Annotated in this window: 19 protein-coding genes; 4 read left to right on the top strand and 15 right to left on the bottom strand. The window is 68.1% G+C overall.

What is annotated here, in order from left to right; all coding sequences use genetic code 11:
- Window position 1 precedes the first annotated feature (1 nt).
- Complete coding sequence (locus tag EEY80_RS06350) at window positions 2–778, bottom strand: SDR family NAD(P)-dependent oxidoreductase (protein ID WP_126975739.1); 777 nt, start codon at window positions 776–778, stop codon at window positions 2–4.
- 201 nt (window positions 779–979) lie between these two features.
- Here EEY80_RS06350 and EEY80_RS06355 point away from each other — a divergent pair, with 201 nt between their 5' ends.
- The 3 genes from EEY80_RS06355 (at window position 980) to EEY80_RS06365 (ending at window position 4,340) form a co-directional block, all read left to right on the top strand.
- Window positions 980–1,969 (top strand): Hint domain-containing protein, encoded by a 990-nt coding sequence (locus EEY80_RS06355; protein WP_126975740.1) that lies wholly within the window; start codon window positions 980–982, stop codon window positions 1,967–1,969.
- 59 nt (window positions 1,970–2,028) lie between these two features.
- Window positions 2,029–3,627: a peptide chain release factor 3 gene (locus EEY80_RS06360; RefSeq protein ID WP_126975867.1), complete on the top strand. Its 1,599-nt coding sequence runs from the start codon at window positions 2,029–2,031 to the stop codon at window positions 3,625–3,627.
- A gap of 86 nt (window positions 3,628–3,713) precedes the next feature.
- On the top strand, window positions 3,714–4,340 hold the full coding sequence (locus EEY80_RS06365) for an exopolysaccharide biosynthesis protein (protein ID WP_164738171.1): 627 nt from the start codon (window positions 3,714–3,716) through the stop codon (window positions 4,338–4,340).
- Between the two features lie 43 nt (window positions 4,341–4,383).
- Here EEY80_RS06365 and EEY80_RS06370 read toward each other — a convergent pair whose 3' ends face one another.
- Together EEY80_RS06370 and EEY80_RS06375 are read right to left on the bottom strand one after the other, a co-directional pair.
- Window positions 4,384–4,809 carry an OsmC family protein gene (locus EEY80_RS06370; RefSeq protein ID WP_205749041.1) on the bottom strand — a complete coding sequence of 142 codons (426 nt, stop codon included), beginning with the start codon at window positions 4,807–4,809 and terminating at the stop codon, window positions 4,384–4,386.
- Window positions 4,810–4,891: 82 nt separating this feature from the next.
- The gene (locus EEY80_RS06375; RefSeq protein ID WP_126975742.1) at window positions 4,892–6,280 is read right to left on the bottom strand and encodes an esterase-like activity of phytase family protein; all 1,389 of its coding nucleotides are present in this window, start codon (window positions 6,278–6,280) and stop codon (window positions 4,892–4,894) included.
- A 296-nt stretch (window positions 6,281–6,576) separates the two neighbouring features.
- Between EEY80_RS06375 and EEY80_RS06380 the strand changes: the two genes are divergently transcribed.
- Window positions 6,577–8,133 carry a DEAD/DEAH box helicase gene (locus EEY80_RS06380; RefSeq protein ID WP_126975743.1) on the top strand — a complete coding sequence of 519 codons (1,557 nt, stop codon included), beginning with the start codon at window positions 6,577–6,579 and terminating at the stop codon, window positions 8,131–8,133.
- Window positions 8,134–8,268: 135 nt separating this feature from the next.
- Here EEY80_RS06380 and EEY80_RS06385 read toward each other — a convergent pair whose 3' ends face one another.
- The 12 genes from EEY80_RS06385 to EEY80_RS06440 all read right to left on the bottom strand — a co-directional run bounded on the left by EEY80_RS06385 (window position 8,269) and on the right by EEY80_RS06440 (window position 20,133).
- The gene (locus EEY80_RS06385; RefSeq protein ID WP_126975744.1) at window positions 8,269–9,942 is read right to left on the bottom strand and encodes a ribonuclease J; all 1,674 of its coding nucleotides are present in this window, start codon (window positions 9,940–9,942) and stop codon (window positions 8,269–8,271) included.
- Window positions 9,939–10,724, bottom strand: coding sequence for a type III pantothenate kinase (locus EEY80_RS06390; protein ID WP_126975745.1), 786 nt, complete (start codon window positions 10,722–10,724; stop codon window positions 9,939–9,941). The genes EEY80_RS06385 and EEY80_RS06390 overlap by 4 nt, the downstream gene beginning before the upstream one ends.
- Window positions 10,725–10,737: 13 nt before the next feature.
- On the bottom strand, window positions 10,738–11,511 hold the full coding sequence (locus EEY80_RS06395) for a biotin--[acetyl-CoA-carboxylase] ligase (RefSeq protein ID WP_126975746.1): 774 nt from the start codon (window positions 11,509–11,511) through the stop codon (window positions 10,738–10,740).
- A complete protein-coding gene (gene nuoN / locus EEY80_RS06400) occupies window positions 11,501–12,943 on the bottom strand; it encodes an NADH-quinone oxidoreductase subunit NuoN (protein WP_126975747.1) in 1,443 nt (480 codons plus the stop codon). Before nuoN ends, EEY80_RS06395 begins: the two co-directional genes overlap by 11 nt.
- 10 nt (window positions 12,944–12,953) lie before the next feature.
- A complete protein-coding gene (locus EEY80_RS06405) occupies window positions 12,954–14,501 on the bottom strand; it encodes an NADH-quinone oxidoreductase subunit M (RefSeq protein ID WP_126975748.1) in 1,548 nt (515 codons plus the stop codon).
- A gap of 15 nt (window positions 14,502–14,516) precedes the next feature.
- Window positions 14,517–16,766, bottom strand: coding sequence for an NADH-quinone oxidoreductase subunit L (gene nuoL / locus EEY80_RS06410; RefSeq protein ID WP_126975749.1), 2,250 nt, complete (start codon window positions 16,764–16,766; stop codon window positions 14,517–14,519).
- 6 nt (window positions 16,767–16,772) lie between these two features.
- A complete protein-coding gene (gene nuoK / locus EEY80_RS06415; protein WP_126975750.1) occupies window positions 16,773–17,078 on the bottom strand; it encodes an NADH-quinone oxidoreductase subunit NuoK in 306 nt (101 codons plus the stop codon).
- Window positions 17,079–17,151: 73 nt separating this feature from the next.
- Window positions 17,152–17,760: an NADH-quinone oxidoreductase subunit J gene (locus EEY80_RS06420; protein ID WP_126975751.1), complete on the bottom strand. Its 609-nt coding sequence runs from the start codon at window positions 17,758–17,760 to the stop codon at window positions 17,152–17,154.
- Window positions 17,761–17,767: 7 nt separating this feature from the next.
- The gene (locus EEY80_RS06425; RefSeq protein WP_126975752.1) at window positions 17,768–18,178 is read right to left on the bottom strand and encodes a carboxymuconolactone decarboxylase family protein; all 411 of its coding nucleotides are present in this window, start codon (window positions 18,176–18,178) and stop codon (window positions 17,768–17,770) included.
- The gene (nuoI, locus tag EEY80_RS06430) at window positions 18,175–18,669 is read right to left on the bottom strand and encodes an NADH-quinone oxidoreductase subunit NuoI (protein ID WP_126975753.1); all 495 of its coding nucleotides are present in this window, start codon (window positions 18,667–18,669) and stop codon (window positions 18,175–18,177) included. The genes EEY80_RS06425 and nuoI overlap by 4 nt, the downstream gene beginning before the upstream one ends.
- A 3-nt stretch (window positions 18,670–18,672) precedes the next feature.
- Window positions 18,673–19,710: an NADH-quinone oxidoreductase subunit NuoH gene (gene nuoH / locus EEY80_RS06435; RefSeq protein WP_126975754.1), complete on the bottom strand. Its 1,038-nt coding sequence runs from the start codon at window positions 19,708–19,710 to the stop codon at window positions 18,673–18,675.
- Between the two features lie 15 nt (window positions 19,711–19,725).
- On the bottom strand, window positions 19,726–20,133 hold the full coding sequence (locus EEY80_RS06440; RefSeq protein WP_126975755.1) for a hypothetical protein: 408 nt from the start codon (window positions 20,131–20,133) through the stop codon (window positions 19,726–19,728).
- Between the last annotated feature and the right edge of the window lie 2 nt (window positions 20,134–20,135).

Genomic DNA, 20,135 nt, shown 5'->3' on the forward strand with positions numbered 1-20,135 from the left:
ATCAGATCGTGGCGACGGTCGCGCCGCCGTCGAGCAGGATGTTCTGCCCCACGACGAAGCCCGCATGGACCGAGCAGAGGAAGGCGCACATCGCCCCGAATTCCGCCGGCGTGCCATAGCGCTGCGCCGGGATCGTCGCCTCGCGCTGCGCCCGGGCCCGGGCCATGTCGATGCCTTCCGCCTTCGACACGCCGGTATCGAGCGCGATGGCACGGTCGGTGTCATGGATGCCGGGCAGCATGTTGTTGATGGTGACGCCATGTTTCGCCACCTGCCGCGAGGTGCCCGCGACGAAGCCGGTCAGCCCGGTCCGTGCCGCATTCGACAGGCCCAGCACCGGGATCGGCGCCTTGACCGATTGCGAGGTGATGTTGACGACGCGGCCCCAGCCCCGGTCCGTCATCGCCGGCACCAGCGCCTGCATCAGCGCGATGGGCGTCAGCATGTTGGCGTCGAGCGCGCGGATGAAATCGTCGCGGCTCCAGTCCGTCCAGGTGCCGGGGGGCGGGCCGCCGGCATTGGTCACGAGGATGTCGACGGCGCCCGCCGCCTCCAGCACCTTCGCCCGCGTCCCGGCCTCGGTGATGTCGCCCGCCACTGTCGTCACCTGCACGCCCTTGGCGCGCAGCGCCTCGGCCGTGGCCTCCAGCGCCTCGGCCCCGCGCGCGTTGATGACGAGGTCCACCCCCGCATCGGCCAGCGCCTCGGCGCAGCCGCGGCCAAGTCCCTTCGACGCCGCCGTCACCAGCGCGCGTTTCCCCCGGATGCCCAGATCCATATTGCCTCTCCCGTTGCTGCCGCGCGACTGCGCGGACCCGTCGGCACCAAGCCGCGTTGACCCGCGCGCCGCGCCGGGGTTTGATCCCGGCCGGGGCGCATCGGGCGCATGGGCGGCACAATGCCCGCGCGCCTGCCCCTTCACAAGAGCCCGGGGCGCGCGCGCGCGCGCCGCCGGGCCCGCCCAGACCGGAGCCCGCCCATGACCCCTTCCTCCCCCCTCGCCGCGCTGGCCGGCCTGTCCGCCGAGGTCTTCGCCGCGGGCGACATCCGGGTGGTCGCCGGGGCCAACCAGGGCGACGGGCTGGAGGCGGCGGGCGAGGCGCAGCCGGGCGACATCTACCGCCTGGCCCATGCGGCCAATCCGCGCCGGCTGCTCCTCGCCCCGCCCGGGCCGGCGGGGGGGCCGCCCTGCATCGCCGAAGGCTCGTTCGCCGGCCAGCCGGGCGAGGCGGTGACGCCCCTGTGGCTGGCCACGCTGATGGCGCCCTCGGCCGAGCCGGTGGAGGTGCTGACCCTGCGGCTGGAGGACAGCGGCGAGGTGCTGGCCCTGCCGCTGTCGCCGGTGGCGCGCAGCACCGATTACGAACTGCTGTCGGCACTGCCGCCGCCCGCCGACCTGCGCCTGTCGGACATGGCCTGCGCCAGCTTCGCCGGCGGCACCCGGATCGCGCTGGCCTCGGGCGCGCTGTGCCCTGTCGAGGATCTGGCCCCGGACGACCGGGTGCTGACCCGCGACAGCGGCCCGCAGCCTATCCGCTGGATCGGCCGGGTGACGCAGCGGGCGGCGGGGCGCTATGCGCCCGTGGCCATCGCGCCGGGGACGCTGGGCAACCTGGGCGAATTGCGGGTCAGCCAGCATCACCGGCTGTTCCTGTATCAGCGGCAGGGGCCGCGGCTGGCGGGGACGGCGGAACTGCTGGTGCCGGCGATGCTGCTGGCCGACGGGGCGGCGATCCGGCGGGTCGAGGGCGGCTATGTCGATTACTACACGCTGGTCTTCGACCGGCACGAGATCGTCTATGCCGAGGGCATCCCCTGCGAAAGCCTGCAGGTCAGCGAGGCGACGCTGCCGCATCTGCCGGCCGAGATCGCCGAGGATGTGCGCCGCCGCTTCCCGGGGCTGGAACAGCGGCTGCATTACGGCAGCGAGGCGGGGGCCGAGGCGGCGCGCCTGATCCGGGGCGGCTGAACCGGGAAAGGGCGACGGCGGGCGTGGACGCAGCCGCCGCGCCCGGCTATATCGCCGCCATGCTGGACAACCGCCCCCTCCTTCCGCCCGAAATCGCCCGCCGCCGGACCTTTGCGATCATCTCGCATCCCGACGCCGGCAAGACCACGCTGACCGAGAAGTTCCTGCTGTTCGGCGGCGCGATCCAGATGGCGGGGCAGGTCCGCGCCAAGGGCGAGGCGCGGCGCACCCGGTCCGACTTCATGAAGCTGGAACAGGAGCGGGGGATCTCGGTCTCGGCCTCGGCCATGTCCTTCGAATATCGCGACTGGCGGTTCAACCTTGTCGACACGCCCGGCCACTCGGACTTTTCCGAGGATACCTACCGCACCCTGACGGCGGTGGACGCGGCGATCATGGTCATCGACGGCGCCAAGGGCGTGGAAAGCCAGACCCGCAAGCTGTTCGAGGTGTGCCGGCTGCGCGACCTGCCGATCCTGACCTTCTGCAACAAGATGGACCGGGAAAGCCGCGACACCTTCGAGATCATCGACGAGATCCAGGAAAACCTCGCCATCGACGTGGCGCCCGCCAGCTGGCCCATCGGCATGGGCCGCGATTTCGTCGGCGCCTATGACCTGCTGCACGACCGGCTGGAGATCATGGACCGCGCCGACCGCAACAAGGTGGCGGAATCGATCAAGATCACCGGGCTGGACGATCCGAAGCTGGCCGAGCATGTGCCGGCCGAACTGCTGGAGAAGCTGCGCGAAGAGCTGGAGATGGCGCGCGAGCTGCTGCCGCGCTTCGACCGCAAGTCCTTCCTCGAGGGGCATATGACGCCGATCTGGTTCGGCTCGGCCATCAACTCCTTCGGGGTGAAGGAACTGATGGACGGCATGGGCGAGATGGGGCCGGAACCGCAGCCGCAGCGCGCCGCCGAACGCCAGATCACCGCCGAGGAAAAGCCCGTCACCGGCTTCGTCTTCAAGGTGCAGGCCAACATGGACCCCAAGCACCGCGACCGGGTCGCCTTCGTCCGGCTCGCCTCGGGGCATTTCGAGCGGGGGATGAAGCTGCTGCATGTCCGGTCGAAGAAACCGATGGCGGTGTCGAACCCTGTCCTGTTCCTCGCCGCCGACCGGGAACTGGCCGAAGAGGCCTGGGCCGGCGACATCATCGGCATCCCCAACCACGGCCAGCTGCGCATCGGCGATGCGCTGACCGAGGGCGAGGCGCTGCGCTTCACCGGCATCCCCAGCTTTGCGCCGGAACTGCTGCAGACGGTGCGGGCGGGCGATCCGATGAAGGCCAAGCATCTGGAAAAGGCGCTGATGCAATTCGCCGAGGAAGGCGCGGCCAAGGTGTTCAAGCCCGCCATCGGATCGGGCTTCATCGTCGGGGTAGTGGGCGCGCTGCAATTCGACGTGCTGGCCAGCCGGATCGAGCAGGAATATTCGCTGCCCGTCCGCTTCGAGTCGTCGCAATTTACCTCGGCCCGCTGGGTGTCGGGCGACAAGGCGGCGATCGAGAAGCTGGTGGCGGTGAACAAGCAGCACATCGCCCATGACCATGACGGCGACATCGTCTTCCTGACCCGCCTGCAATGGGACATCGACCGGGTGATCCGCGACTATCCGGGCGTGAAGCTGACCGCGACGAAAGAGATGATGGTCTGACCGGCCGCCCCGGGACGTCATCGGATTGTCACGGAACCGCCCTGCCCCGGGCCGCGTCCCCCTTCCGGGCGCGAAAGGAGCGGGCGATGGATGACGGCCAAGGGAAAGACCGGCAGGCGCAGGACCGGCAGGCGCAGGACGGGGACGAGCTTCAGGGCATCCTGAAGGACCTGTCCGGGCTGGTCGAGGACGGCGACACCACGCTGGGCGAGCTGGTCCATGCGCTGGAATCGCGCGGCTATGGCCCGCTGCTGATGGCACTGTCGGCGCTGATGCTGCTGCCGGTCGGGATGCTGCCCGGCTTTCCGGCGCTGATCGGGGGGCTGATCGGGCTGACGGCGCTGCAGATGCTGCGCGGGCGGCGCGGGGTCTGGATTCCCGGCTGGCTGCAGCGGATCGGCATTCCGAAGAAGCGGCTTGACGGCAGCATCGACAAGGCTTGGCCGGTGGTGCGCTGGCTGCGGCGCGGACTTGGCCGGCGGCTGACGGTGCTGACCCGCTCGCGGGCGGTGCTGACGGCGGTGGCGGTGCTGCTGATGGCGGCGGGGGCGATGATGGTCGCGCTCGGCTTCATCCCCGGCCTGCCCTTCCTGCTGGCGCTGCCGGTGCTGCTGTTCGGTCTGGGCCTGACCAGCGGCGACGGGCTGGTGATGGCGGGCGGCTTCGTGCTGTCGGTGCCGCCGGTGGTGCTGGCGGTGCAGCGGCTGCTCTGACGCGGAAGGCGGGGGCCGCGGCCCCCGCCCGCAGGACGATCCGTCAGCCGACGGTTGCCTCCATCGTGATCTCGGCCCCGGCCAGCACCTTCGACACCGGGCAGTTGGCCTTGGCCTTCTCGGCGCTTTCCATCAGCTTGTCCTCGGGCGCGTCGGCCACGATCTGCGTCACCAGATGGATCTTGGTGATCGCGAAGCCGCCGTCCTTCTGTTCGAGGCTGACCTTCGAGGTGGTCTCGATCCGGTCGGGGGTGATCCCCTCGCCGCCGAGGATGTTCGACAGCGCCATCGAGAAGCAGGCCGCATGGGCCGCGCCGATCAGTTCCTCGGGGTTGGTGCCGGCCTCGTCGCCGAACCGCTTGGCGAAACCGTAGGGCGCCGAGTCCAGCACGCCGCTTTCGGTCGAGATGCTGCCCTTGCCGTCCTTCAGCCCGCCGGTCCATTCGGCCGATCCGCTCTTGGTGATCATCGCTCGTCTCCTGTGCCAGTATGGTCGGGGCCGGCTCGGCCCGCAGCCCAACGCCGCGGACCAGCCCGGGTTGCATCGCGCGTCAGCGGGCCGCCAGCATCTCGGGCACCGACAGCAGGATCATCTCGTTATCCGCCGCCGCGTCCAGCTGCCGGCCCGAGGAGAAGGGCAGGTTGTTGTCATTGGCGACGATGATGTGGCTGTCATCCACCATCATCACATCCTCGATGGTGAAGAAGGGGAAGGTCATCTTGCCGGTCAGGTCGCGGCTGGCCGCGGTGTCGAGCCGGTTCAGCCCCTCGGGGTCGGCGATGTCCATCAGGTCGATATGGCCGATGCGGCGGACAAAGCCCTCGGCATCGCGGGTGGCGGTGTCGACCAGCACGATCCGCTTCAGCATCGCCGGCGCAGGGAAGCAGTCGGCGGCCGGATCGCCCGCGCATTTCAGCGAGGGGTCGCCCTCGCCGTTGTCGCGCTCGATCACCAGCGCGCGGGTCTCGTCGATGAAGTTGAAATCGCCGATCGCGGTCGCGCCCTCGGCCAGCGCGAACTTGAAGCCGTCGCCCGTCCATTCGCCCGCCGCCGGATCGAAGGCCAGCACCGTCAGAAAGTTGCCGGCCGGCGCGCCGTCATCGCCCAGCAGGGGCTTTTCCAGCATCGCCCACAGCAGGTTCGCGCCGGGCTGCAGGCCCATGCCTTCGTAGCCGCCCGAGCGCTGCGCGCGGAAATCCTTGCCGGGCTGCGCCGGGACGCTGACACCGGGGGTGTCGGGGCCCTTCAGCTGCTGGCCGTCGACCATGGTCGGCACCACGCGCAGGATGCGGCCGTCGGTGGTGGCGTTGATCAGGAACGGGCCGAACTCGTCGCCGATCCACAGCGTGCCGTCCTCGACCAGCTGGATCGATTCCGGGTCGAAATCGGCGCCGGTCAGATAGCGCGCCGCGCTGCCCTCATAGGCGATGCGGAAGGGCACCTTGTGGTCGGGGTCGTGCAGGAACACCGTCTCGCGCACCTCGATCGCGCCGCTGTCGAAGTCGGGCATCATGCGCGAGAAGAACAGCAGCGCGTCCGGGCTGTTGCCCTTGGACCCGAAGCCGTTGTCGGTGAGGACATAGATCGAGCCATCCTCGGCCTTCTCGGCGGAAAAGCCCGACATCCCCTGCAGCGGCTGGCCGATGAAGGGCAGCGACAGGCCGGTGGCCCGCTTGCCGTGGCTGGCGCCGGTATCGCCCATCACCGTCATCGGCCGGTCGTTGCGGGCCGGGCCGGTGAACTTGCCCGAGATCCAGGCATCCTGCGGCGCATCGGCAGGCGGCGCGATCAGCGACAGCGCCGGCAGCACGGCATGGCCGGCCAGGGTGGCGGGGAAGGTCGTCTCCTGCGCCTTCGCCGCCGACAGGGCCAGCGGCGAGGCCGCCAGCGTCAGCGCGGCAAGGATCAGGGGGCGGCGGGCGATCGGGGGACGGGTCATGGGACGCTCCTGGCAGGGACCGAAGGGAATGGCGGTCGGGAATGGCGTTTGGCGCGGCCCTCGGCGGGCGCGGCTGCCGGGCACGTTCCCCGAGCCATGCGACAGCCGCGTCACGCCCCCGCATCAGTTTCCTGAACTCTTTGCGACAGCCGGACACGCCGATTTGCCCGTTCACATTGACCTCGGCGCGGAATTCGGCTAACGCGCGGACAGCCCCATCCGGGGGAACCGCTCGCCGGGCGCCGGAGCCATGCGCCCTTCCCTCTCGCGGCCCGATGCCGCGCACAAGGACGCATATGACCAAGTTTTCCGATCTCGCGCTCGATCCACGCGTTTTGCAGGCCATTTCCGAGGCCGGCTACGAGACCCCGACCCCGATCCAGGCGCAGGCCATTCCCCATGCGCTGGAGGGCAAGGACGTGCTGGGCATCGCCCAGACGGGCACCGGCAAGACCGCCAGCTTCACGCTGCCGATGATCACCCTGCTGGGCAAGGGCCGGGCCCGGGCGCGGATGCCGCGCAGCCTCGTCCTCGCGCCGACGCGGGAACTGGCCGCACAGGTGGCCGAGAATTTCGACGTCTATGCCAAGCACACGAAGCTGACCAAGGCGCTGCTGATCGGCGGCGTCAGCTTCGGCGAGCAGGACAAGCTGATCGACCGGGGCGTGGACGTGCTGATCGCCACGCCGGGCCGGCTGCTGGACCATTTCGAGCGCGGCAAGCTCTTGCTGACCGGCGTGCAGATCATGGTGGTGGACGAGGCCGACCGGATGCTCGACATGGGGTTCATCCCCGATATCGAGCGCATCTTCCAGCTGACGCCCTTCACCCGGCAGACGCTGTTCTTCAGCGCCACCATGGCGCCCGAGATCGAGCGCATCACCAACACCTTCCTGCACGCCCCCGCCCGGGTCGAGGTGGCGCGGCAGGCCACGACGGGCGAGAATATCAGCCAGCGGCTGGTGACCTTCACCCCCACCCGCAAGGACATGGCCGCCAAGCAGAAGCGCGAGGTGCTGCGCGCCATCATCGCCGCCGAGGGCGAGGCCTGCACCAACGCCATCCTGTTCTGCAACCGCAAGACCGAGGTGGACATCCTCGCCAAATCGCTGAAGGCGCATGGGCTGAACGCTGCGCCGATCCACGGCGATCTGGAACAGAGCCAGCGGATGCGCACGCTGGACGGGTTCCGCGACGGCAGCATCCGCTTCCTCGTCGCCTCGGACGTGGCGGCGCGGGGGCTGGACATCCCGGCGGTCAGCCATGTGTTCAACTTCGACGTGCCCTCGCATGCCGAGGACTATGTGCACCGCATCGGCCGCACCGGCCGGGCCGGGCGCAAGGGCACGGCCTATACCATCGCCACCCCCGCCGACGAGAAATACCTCGCCGCGATCGAGGCGCTGGTGAAGGCGCCCCTGCCCCGGGTCGAGATGCCCGAGGGCGTGGTGCTGGGTGCGGCGGGCGATGAGGACGAGCCGCGCGCATCGTCGCGCAGCGGGTCGAGCCGGTCCCCGCGCAGCCGCGGCGGCCGCGACAGCGGGCGGGACGACCGCAGAAGCGCCGAGCCGCGGGGCGAGGCGCAGCCCCGCGCCGCCGCCGCCAGCGACGAGGCCCCGGCGCCCGCCCCTGCCCCGCGCACGGAGCCCCGGGCAGAGCCGCGCCGCGACGCGCCCCGGACCGACCAGCGGTCCGAGCCGCGCGGCGAAGGCCGGGGATCGCAGCATCGCGACCGCCGGGACGAACCGGCGGTGGTGGGCATGGGCGACCACGTGCCCGATTTCATCCTGCGCGAATTCCGCATCCCGGCGCGGCCCGGCGCGGCGAGCGAGACCGAGCCCGGCGAGGCCTGATCGTCCCGAGGCTGGCCCCGCCACGCGCGGGACGGCGAACGCGCAGCGGGGGGCCAGCCCCCCGCACCCCCCGGGATATTTGGATCAGCTGCAGGAGGGCCGCGTCAGGTGCGGCCCGTCACTCGGCCAGGCCCGTCACTCGGCCATCAGCCGGCTGATGATCACCGTGACCTCGGGCTTGCGGCCGATCTCGTCCAGCGCCGACTGGCGCAGGATGCGGCGGATCGACTCGTCCAGCTTCTCGTCGCTGCCCACCGTCTTGCGGTCCACGCGTTCGAGGAAGTCGGCCATCTCGTCTTCCAGCACCTCGATCAGGCTGCGGCCGCTGCGGCCGGTTTCCGGCAGGCCCATCACCTCGATCCAGGCATCGCCGAGCGGCAGGTCGTCTTCGTCGATGATGACGGTGGCGATGACATGCCCGTTCAGCGCCATGCGCAGCCGGTCGCGCACCACGCCGTCCATCGCCCCGATCAGCACCGCGCCGTCAAGGTAGGTGCGGCCCGTCTCGACATATTCGACGATCCGGGGGGCTGTGCCGGTCAGGTCCACCATGCTGCCGTTGACGATCACCTCCGAGGCGATGCCCTTGGACATCGCCACCTTGGCATGTTCGCGCAGGTGGCGGTGTTCGCCATGCATCGGGATCAGCATCGCCGGGCGCATCAGGTCGTGCACCGCCTCCAGATCCGGGCGGTTGGCATGGCCCGAGACGTGATAGAGCCCGCCGCGATCGTCCACCACGTCGACGCCCATTTCCGACAGCGCGTTCATGATGCGGATCACGCCACGCTCGTTGCCGGGGATGGTGCGGGACGAGAACAGGAAGGTATCGCCCTCCTTCAGTTCCAGCCCCAGATACTTGCCCCGGCTCAGCTGCGCCGAGGCGGCACGGCGTTCGCCCTGACTGCCGGTGACGATCAGCATCAGGTTCTCGCGCCCGATCTCCACCGCCTGTTCGGGCGGCACCGCATGCGGGAAATCGGTCAGCACCCCGGTTTCCACCGCGGCGGTGATCATCTTCTTCATGGCCCGCCCCAGCAGGCAGACCGAACGGCCCGAGGCCTCGGCGGCCTCGGCCAGCGTCTTCAGCCGCGCGATGTTCGAGGCGAAGGTGGTGGCCACGACCATTCCCGGCGCATCGGCGATCAGCTGGCGCAGCGGCGCGTCAAGCACCGCCTCGGACCGGCCGGGATGCGGGGTGAAGATGTTGGTGGAATCGCACATCATCGCCATCACCGGGCGTTCATGCGCGATGTCGTACCATTGCTGCGGATCGAATGCCTCGCCCACCACCGGGGTGCCGTCCAGCTTGAAATCGCCCGTGTGGACGATCCGCCCCGCCGGCGTGTCGATGACCAGTGCCGAGCTTTCCGGGATCGAATGGCTGACCGGCACGAACTGCACGCGGAACGGGCCGGCCTCCACCGTTTCGGGGCGGGCGGCATGGACATGCAGGATGTCGGTCGGCAGGTTCCGCTCTTCCAGCTTCAGCCGGGCGATGGCGGCGGTGAAGCGGCGGCAATGCACCGGCGCCTTCAGCATCGGCCACAGATGGCCGAGCGCGCCGACGTGATCCTCATGCGCATGGGTGATGAAGATCGCCTCCAGCCGGTCGGCCCGCGCCGCCAGCCAGGACAGGTCCGGCATGATCAGGTCGACGCCGGGCGTCGTATCCATGTCGGGGAAGGTCACCCCCATGTCGACGAGGATCAGCCGTTCCTTCCCCGCGGGGCCGTAGCCATAGACATAGGCGTTCATGCCGATCTCGCCGGCGCCGCCAAGGGGAAGATAGATCAGCCGGTCGGTCATGCGGGTGCGGTCTCCAGTCTGGTGTTGAACCGGTGGATCAGCACCAGCCCGTGCATCGTCAGGTCATCCTCGATCTGGTCGAACAGATCGAAGCCCTGGGCGAAAAGCGGTGCGAGACCGCCGGTGGCGATGACCTTCATCGGCTGTTCGCGCTCGATCCTTATCTGCCGGACGATCCCTTCCACAAGGCCGATATAGCCCCAGTAGACGCCCGACTGCATGCAGGCCACCGTATTCGTGCCGATGGCCGATTGCGGTTTGGTCACATCGACGTGCGGCAGGGCGGCGGCGGCCATGTGCAGCGCCTCGAGGCTGAGATTCACCCCCGGCGCGATCACCCCGCCAATATAGGCGCCGTCGGTATCGACCACGTCGAAGGTGGTGGCGGTGCCGAAATCGACCACGATCAGGTTGCCGCCATGCCGGTCGAAGCCCGCCACCGTGTTCACCAGCCGGTCCGGCCCGACGGTCGTGCCCTGATCGACCCGCGGCGCCACCGGCAGGGCGCAGTCGGGCCGCCCCACCACCAGCGGACGCGTGTCGAAATAGCGGTTGCACAGCACCCGCAGGTTGAAGACCACGCGCGGCACGGTCGAGGAGATGATGACCTCGGTGATGTCCGCCTCGATCTTCTTCAGGCTCATCAGCGTGGACAGCCAGACGAAATATTCGTCCGCCGTGCGCCGGTGATCGGTGGCGATGCGCCATGTGTCGCGGAAGCGGTGGCCATCCCAGATCGAGAAGACGGTGTTGGTGTTGCCGCAGTCGATGCACAGAAGCATGGCGCGCCCCCTCTCAGAAATAGACGTCCGCCGCGGGGATGGTGACGCGGCCCCCCGGCGTCGCCAGCACCAGCGCGCCGGTCTCGTCGATCGTCTCGAAGACGCCGGTGACGCTGTCGCGCATCGTCCGCGCGGTGACGGTCTGCCCCAGCCGCGCGGCGCGCGCCAGCCAGGCGGTGCGCAGCGGCGCGAAGCCCCAGGTGACGAGGCTCGCCTCCCACCGGGCGAAGGCCGGGCCGAGCAGGGACAGGAATTCTTCGGGGGCGACCGCGATGCCGGTCTCGCCGCGCAGCGACACGGGGGGCACGTTCGTCTGCCCCAGATCGGAGGCGGGCGGCGCCTGAGCCAGATTGACCCCGATCCCGACCGCGAGGTGTTGCAGGCCGGCACCCTGGCCCAACCCTTCCAGCAGGACCCCCGCGACCTTGCCGCCGTTCAGCAGCACGTCGTTCGGCCATTTGATCGACAGCCGCGCCGCCGGTCCCGCAGCCAGGGTCAGCGCCTCGTGCACCGCCAGCGCCGCGACGAAGCTGCGCAGCGCCGCCTGCCCCGCCCCGCCTTCGGGCCGCATCACCAGCGTCGCCGCGAAGTTGCCCGGCGGGTCCCGCCACTCGCGCCCGCGCCGCCCGCGCCCGGCGGTCTGGCGCAGGGCGAGGATCCAGGTCGGCCGGGTCAGGTGCGGGGCCAGGCGCGCGGCCTCGGCATTGGTGCTGTCCACCTCACGCAGGACATGCCGCGCGACGCCCTCGGGCCAGTCGTCCGCCGGGGCGGCCGGGTCAGCGGACAAGCGCTTCCGCCGCCAGCGCCGCGGCACCCTCGACACCGAACATGTTGACCACGCCCAGCACCATCACCGCCGCCGATCCCATCAGCAGCGCCCAGCGGACGGCGGGCATCTGGGTGTCCAGCGCATCGCCCTCGGCCCCGAAATACATGAAGTAGACCAGCCGCAGGTAGTAATAGGCACCGATGACCGAGGCGATGGCGCCGAGCACCGCCAGCCAGCCCATGCCCGCGCCCACGGCCGCCATCAGCACCCCGTATTTCGCGAAGAAGCCCAGCATCGGCGGCACGCCCGCAAGGCTGAACATCAGCACCAGCATCGCCAGCGCCTTGGCCGGTTCGCCCTTGGCATACATGTTCAGCGCGCCGATATCGGTCACCGGCTGGCCATCGCGCGACATCGACAGGATGAAGGCGAAGGTGCCGACGTTCATCGCGACATAGACCGCCATGTAGATCAGCATCGCCTGCACGCCCGCCTCGGTCCCCGCGGCAAGGCCCATCAGCGCGAAGCCCATATGGGTGATCGAGGAATAGGCCATCAGCCGCTTGATGTTGCGCTGGCCGATGGCGGCGACCGAGCCGAGGAACATCGAGGCCACCGACAGGAAGGCCACGATCTGCCCCCAGTCCGCGGTGACGGTGCCGAAGGCGTCGAAGACCAGCCGCGCGAACAGCGCCGTGGCCGCCACCTTGGGCGCGGTGGCCAGCAGCGCCGTCACCGGGGTCGGCGCGCCTTCATAGACGTCGGGCGTCCACATGTGGAAGGGCACGGCCGACACCTTGAAGGCGAGGCCCGCGATCAGGAAGACGAGCCCGAACAGCAGACCCACGGGCAGCGTCTCGGCCCCGCCGACGGCAGAGAGGATGCCCGCGAACTGCGTGGTGCCCGAGAAGCCGTAGGTCAGCGACGCGCCATAGAGCAGCAGGCCCGAGCTGAGCGCGCCCAGCACGAAATACTTCATCCCGGCCTCGGTCGATTTCACGCTGTCGCGGCGGATCGAGGCGAGGATGTAGATGGCGAAGGACTGCAGCTCCAGCCCCATGTAGAGCGTCATCAGGTCGCCCGAGGACACCATGATCATCATGCCCGTCACCGACAGGCAAACCAGCACCGGGTATTCGAACCGGCCCATGTCGCGCCGGATCATGTAGTCGCTGCCCATCGCCAGCACCGCCGCCGCGCCGATCAGCAGCGTGACCTTGGCGAAGCGCGAGAAGGCGTCGTCGATGAAGGTGCCGCCGAAGGCCGTGCGCTCGCCCGGGCCGCCGAAGCCCACCATCGCCGCGATCAGCAGCAGCGCCGCGACGGTGGTCCAGGTGATCGGGCCGGTCAGCCTGTCCTTGCCGCCATAGACGCCAAGCAACAGCACCGCCATCGCATAGAGCGCCAGCAGCACCTCGGGCAGGACGGTGGAGAAATCGGCAGAGGTCATGATCCGGTCCTCAGTGCGTGGCAGCGGCGTCGGCGAGTTCCGTCGCCTCGGCGGGAATGGCGTCCTGATAGTCTGCGACCAGCGCGCCGACCGAGGGGCCGATCACATCCGTGACCACCCGCGGATAGACGCCGAGCAGCAGGGTCATCGCCACCAGCGGCGCGAAGATCAGCTTCTCGCGCCGGTCCATGTCGGCGATCGAGCGCAGGCTTTCCTTGATCAGGTCGCCGAAGACGACCCGGCGGTACAGCCACAGCGCATAGGCGGCCGAGAGGATGACCCCGCTCGTCGCCACCGCCGCAACCCAGGTATTGGCCTGGAAGGCGCCCATCAGCGTCAGGAATTCGCCGATGAAGCCGCTGGTGCCCGGCAGGCCCACATTGGCCATGGTGAAGAACATGAAGACCAGCGCATAGGCCGGCATCCGGTTCACCAGCCCGCCATAGGCGTCGATCTCGCGCGTGTGCATCCGGTCGTAGATGACGCCGACACAGAGGAACAGCGCGCCCGAGATGAAGCCGTGGCTGATCATCTGAAAGATGGCGCCGTCGATGCCCTGCTGGTTGGCGGCGAAGATGCCCATGGTCACATAGCCCATATGCGCGACCGAGGAATAGGCGATCAGCTTCTTCATGTCCGACTGCGCCAGCGCCACCAGCGAGGTGTAGACGATGGCAATGGCCGACAGCCACAGCACGAAGGGCGCCAGCATGTCCGAGGCGATGGGGAACATCGGCAGGCTGAAGCGCAGGAAGCCGTAGCCCCCCATCTTCAGCAGGATCGCGGCCAGAACCACCGACCCGGCGGTGGGCGCCTGCACGTGGGCATCGGGCAGCCAGGTATGCACCGGCCACATCGGCATCTTCACCGCGAAGCTGGCGAAGAAGGCGATCCACAGCAGCGTCTGCAGCCCGCCCGCGACCTGGAAGCCCAGCACCACCATCGGCGCCGAGGAAAAGTCGTGCCGCAACAGCGCGACGATGTCGGTGGTGCCCGCATCCACATACATGGCGATCATCGCCACCAGCATCAGAACCGAGCCGAGGAAGGTGTAGAGGAAGAACTTGAACGCGGCATAGATCCGGTCCTTGCCGCCCCAGATGCCGATGATCAGGAACATCGGGATCAGGCCCGCCTCGAAGAACAGGTAGAACAGCACCAGGTCCAGCGCGATGAACACGCCGATCATCAGCCCTTCCAGCAGCAGGAAGGCGATCATGTATTCCTTGACGCGGGTTTCCACCTGCCAGGCCGACCAGATGACCAGCGGCATCAGGAAGGTGGTCAGCAGCACGAACAGCACCGAGATTCCGTCGACGCCGACCTTGTAGCGCAGGCCCATGATCCAGTCGTGATCCTCGACGAACTGGAAGCCGGTATCGGCCCCGTCGAAGCCTGCCAGCAGGAACAGCGACATCAGGAAGGTCACCAGCGTCGCGAACAGCGCCACCCATTTGGCGTTCATCTGCGCCGCCCGGTCCTCGCCGCGCAGGAAGATGGCGAGGATCAGCGCCGCGACGATCGGGGCGAAGGTGATGATGGAGAGGAGGTTTTCCATTGGTCCCGTCGTCCCTTACTCGGCGCCGCCCGTCAGCGCCATCCAGGTGACCAGCAGCGCTATGCCGATCACCATGGCGAATGCATAGTGGAACAGGTAGCCGGACTGCGCCCGCCCCGCGAGCCGGGTGAAGAAGGGCACGATGCCCATCGCCACGCCGTTGATCGACCCGTCGATGACGTTGCCGTCGCCGCGCTTCCACAGGAAGCCGCCGAGGAATTTCGCCGGGCGGACGAAGATCGCGTCATAGACCTCGTCGAAATACCACTTGTTCAGCAGGAAGTTGTAGAGCACCGGCTGCGAGGCCGCGAGCCGGCCGGGGATCGCAGGATCGCGGATGTAGAACACCCAGGCCGTGACCAGCCCGATCAGCATCGCCACGAAGGGCGAGACCTTGACCCAGACCGGGGCATGGTGCGCTTCGTCCATGACGTGGTTGTCGGGGGCCATGTAGATCGCGCCGACGGGGCCGAGCCCGGTGGCATGCGCCTCGTCGGTCGCGTGGCCGGCATCGGCGGCGGGCGCGGCTGTGCCTTGGGCGGTGGTATCGGCGGCGGCGGTCTCCGGAGCGGCGTCGGCCGTGGCCGTTTCGGCGGGGGCCGCTTCGCCTGCAGGGGCCGCCGGCACTTCCGGTGTGGCAGCAGTGTCAGCGGCGGCCGTTTCGGCCGGCGCCGGTTCGGCATGGCCGGTCCCGGCTTCGCCCGCCCCGGCATGTTCGCCCTCGCTCGCCTCGGCATGATGCGGCATGCCGAAGAACTGCGTCACCCGGTCATGGTCGCCGAAGAAGCTGTTGTACCACAGCATCCCCGAGAACACCGCGCCAAGCGCCAGCACCCCGAGCGGCACCAGCATGACCATCGGGCTTTCATGCGCGTGGTCATGGGTGTGGTGGTCGCCGCGCGGCTTGCCGAAGAAGGTCAGGAACATCAGCCGCCAGGAATAGAACGAGGTGAACATCGCGGCGATGACCAGCAGCCAGAAGGCATAGCCCACGCCCGAGGCATAGGCGCTCTCGATGATCGCGTCCTTGGACAGGAAGCCCGCGAAGCCGATATGGGTCAGCGGGATGCCGACGCCGGTGATCGCCAGCGTACCGATCATCATCGCCCAGAAGGTCAGCGGGATCTTGCGGCGCAGCCCGCCATAGTTCCGCATGTCCTGTTCGTGGTGCATCGCGTGGATCACCGACCCGGCGCCGAGGAACAGCATCGCCTTGAAGAAGGCGTGGGTCAGCAGGTGGAACATCGCCGCGCCATAGACGCCCGCCCCCGCCGCCACGAACATGTAGCCGAGCTGCGAGCAGGTCGAATAGGCGATCACGCGCTTGATGTCGTTCTGCACCAGACCGACGGTCGCCGCGAAGAAGGCGGTGGTGGCGCCCAGATAGATGATGAACATCTTCGCCTGGGGGGCGAATTCATAGAGCGGCGACATCCGGCAAACGAGGAACACCCCCGCCGTCACCATCGTCGCGGCATGGATCAGCGCCGACACCGGTGTCGGCCCCTCCATCGCGTCGGGCAGCCAGGTGTGCAGGAACAGCTGCGCCGACTTGCCCATCGCGCCGATGAACAGCAGCACCCCGATCAGGTTCGCCGCGTTCCAGTCGGTCCACAGGAAGGTCAGCTGCGTCTGCGCCAGTTCCGGCGCGGCGTTGAACACGTCGTCCATCGCGATCGAGTCGACGAGGTAGAACAGCGCGAAGATGCCGAGCGCAAAGCCGAAGTCACCCACACGGTTGACGATGAAGGCCTTCATCGCCGCCGCATTGGCGCTGGCCTTGCGATAGTAGAAGCCGATCAGCAGGTAGGAGGCGACGCCCACGCCCTCCCAGCCGAAGAACATCTGCACCAGGTTGTCCGAGGTCACCAGCATCAGCATCGCGAAGGTGAAGAAGGACAGGTAGGCGAAGAAGCGCGCCTTGTAATGGTCGTGATGGCCCCAGTTGTCGTCATGGGCCATGTAGCCCCAGGAATACAGGTGCACCAGCGCCGAGACGGTGGTGACGACGATCAGCATGATCGCGGTCAGCCGGTCCAGCCGGATCGACCATTCGGTGGCAAGGCTGCCGGACTGGATCCAGTCGAGGATGTGGATATGCCGCGTCTCGCCGTCGAAGCCCAGGAACACGATCCAGGACAGCAGGCAGGCCAGGAACAGCAGCCCCGTCGTCACCGCCTGCGCGCCGGTTTCCGAAATCACGCGCCAGCCGAAACCCGCGACGATGGCCCCCACGAGCGGGGCGAAGAGGATGATCGTCTCCACGGGACCTTACCCTTTCATCATGTTGACGTCTTCGACGTCGATCGTGCCGCGGTTGCGGAAGAAGCAGACGAGGATGGCAAGGCCGATCGCCGCCTCGGCCGCCGCGACCGTCAGCACGAACATGGTGAAGACCTGCCCGGCCAGATCCTGCAGATGGGCCGAGAAGGCGACGAAGTTGATGTTCACCGCCAGCAGCATCAGCTCGATGGACATCAGGATGACGATCACGTTCTTCCGGTTCAGGAAGATCCCGAAGATGCCGATCACGAACAGCGCGGCCGCCACGCCCAGGTAATGTGTCAGTCCGATCATTTGCGTCCCTCCGGGTCGTCCCACCCGTTGAAATGTCCAATCGCCGTCGCCCCGGCCGGACCGGGGCGGGCCGTCACAGCCCCTGCCCCGGCTTCACGTCGCGCAGTTCCATCGCCTCTTCCGGGCGGCGGTACATCTGCTTCAGCACGTCCTGCCGCTTGACGCTGGTCCGGTGCCGCAGCGTCAGCACGATGGCGCCGATCATCGCGGTCAGCAGGATCAGACCCGCGGTCTGGAACAGGAAGATGTAACGGTCGTAGATCAGCGCGCCGAGTGCGGCGGTATTGGTCACGCCCTCGGGCACCGGCGACACGCGCAACGCCTCGGCCGCCTCCGAGGTCTGCCAGGCGCCGAAGGCGATGCCGAGCTGCAGCACGATCACCACGCCGATCAGCAGGCCGAGCGGCATGTAGCGCGCCATCTCGCCCTTCAGTTCGGCGAAGTCGATGTCGAGCATCATCACCACGAAGAGGAACAGCACCGCGACCGCGCCGACATAGACGATGATCAGCAGCATCGCCACGAATTCGGCCCCCAGCAGCACGAAGAGCCCGGCGGCGGAGAGGAAGGCGAGGATCAGCCACAGCACCGAATGCACCGGGTTGCGGGCGACGACCACCATCAGCCCCGAGGCCACCGCCACGATGGCGAAGAGGTAGAAGGAAAACTCGAAGACCGTCATGCGCCCCTCACTCCTTGTCGTCGTCTTCGCCGAAGACGCCCTGCGCGATTTCCAGCGCCCGGGTCATGGCGGGCAGCCCGCCGAACATGCTCATCTGGTAGATCACTTCCGCGATCTCCCGCTTCTTCGCGCCGGCCTCCAGCGCGTGCCGGATCGTCAGCTTCAGCTGCGCGTCGGCCTGCGCCCCCAGCACGGTCAGCGCCGCGATGGTGACCAGCAGCCGGGTCTTGGCGTCCAGCCCGTCGCGGTTGAAGGTGCGCCCGAAGGCCATCTCCATGAAGTCGCGCGACATCGTGGGGATCAGATCCTCGAAGCCTTTCACGCGAAAGGTTTCCAAGGCAGGGTTGAAGGAGCGGGCCATCTCGTGGCCCTGCTCCATCATCTGCGCGAAAAGCTTCTGGAACGGATCGGTGCTCATCTGTAGGGCGCATCCAGTTCGAGGTTGCGGGCGATCTCGGCCTCCCACCGCGCGCCGTTCGCCAGCAGCTTGTCCTTGTCGTAGAACAGCTCCTCGCGCGTTTCGGTGGCGAATTCGAAGTTCGGCCCCTCGACGATGGCATCCACCGGGCAGGCTTCCTGGCAGAAGCCGCAATAGATGCATTTCGTCATGTCGATGTCGTAGCGGGTGGTCCGGCGGCTGCCATCCTCGCGCGGTTCGGCGTCGATGGTGATGGCCTGCGCCGGGCAGATCGCCTCGCACAGCTTGCAGGCGATGCAGCGTTCCTCGCCGTTGGGATAGCGGCGCAGCGCGTGTTCGCCGCGGAAGCGGGGGCTGAGCGGCCCCTTCTCATGCGGGTAGTTCAGGGTTTCCTTTGGCGCGAAGAAGTACTTCATCCCCAGGCCGAAGCCCTTGATGAAGTCGAACAGCAGGAAGTATTTCGCCGCGCGGGTATAGTCGAAGGTTGCCATGCGTCAGCCTCCCATCGTCCAGCGGGCCCAGGCACCGCCGAGGATTTCGAATTTCGCGAGGAACGAGACCAGCACCACCCAGCCCAGCGACAGGGGCAGGAACACCTTCCAGCCGATCCGCATCAGCTGGTCATAGCGGTAGCGCGGCACGATGGCCTTCACCATCGCGAACATGAAGAAGAACACCCACATCTTCGCCACCATCCACAGCGCGCCGTCGGGCAGGCCGGGGATGGGCGACAGCCAGCCGCCGAAGAACAGCAGCGAGATCAGCGCGCACATCAGGAAGATGGCGATGTATTCGCCCGCCATGAACAGCAGGTAGGGGGTCGAGGAATATTCGACCATGAAGCCCGCGACGAGTTCCGATTCCGCCTCGGGCAGGTCGAAGGGCGGGCGGTTGGTTTCCGCCAGCGCCGAGATGAAGAACAGCACCACCATCGGCAGATGCGGCAGCCAGTACCAGTTGAACAGGCCGAAGCTGCCGCGCTGCGCCTCGACGATGGCGCCGAAGCTCATCGAGCCGGTCGAGATGATGACGCCGATGATGATCAGCCCGAGGCTGACCTCGTAGGAGATCATCTGCGCGGCCGACCGCAGCGAGCCCAGGAACGGGTATTTGGAGTTCGAGGCCCAGCCCCCCATGATCACCCCGTAGACCTCGAGCGAGGAGGCCGCGAAGACGAAGAGGATGGCCACGTTGATGTCGGCCATCACCCAGCCGTCCGCGAAGGGGATCACCGCCCAGGCGATCACCGCCAGCACGAAGCTGAGCATCGGCGCGAGGAAGAAGACGAACTTGTCGGACCCGGCGGGAACCACCACCTCTTTCACGACGTATTTCAGCGCGTCGGCCACCGATTGCAGCAGGCCGAAGGCGCCCACCACGTTCGGGCCGCGGCGCAGCTGCACGGCGGCCCAGATCTTGCGGTCGCCATAGACGAGGAACAGCAGGGACAGCATCACGAAGGCGATGATCCCCAGCCCCTGAAGCAGGATCAGGATCAGCGTGCCCAGTGGTGTGGAAAGAAACTCAGCCATGTTGCCTTTTGTCCCTCAGACCGTCGGTATTCCCTGTTCGGCGCAGTCGGCCACGACGACTTCGGCGTCGAGCGTGGCGATGCCCCGGGGTAGTGCTGGCGAGATGGTGTAAACAGCATCCGCCCGCCAAACGCCACCCCGTTCATCGACATTCGTCCGCACGTGGCGGGCAAATCCATAGCCCCGGATCAGCGCATATTGCGCCGCGGCGCAGGCGGCATAGGATTCGACATCCTCCAGCCCCTCCGCGCCTTCGACCGCGACGCGGAAGCTGACCAGATCGCCGCTCAGCAGCCGCGTCTCGACCCCCAGATAGGCCGGTTCGGCCCGCCCCTGCGCCGCCTCGGGCGCGGGGTCCGCGCAGCCCGCCAGCCCCGCCAGAAGGCCGGGCCCGATCATGGCGAGGCGGGCGGGGGCGCGCATCG

The sequence above is a fragment of the Frigidibacter oleivorans genome, from assembly GCF_003993775.1.
Classification (GTDB): Bacteria; Pseudomonadota; Alphaproteobacteria; order Rhodobacterales; family Rhodobacteraceae; genus Frigidibacter; species Frigidibacter oleivorans.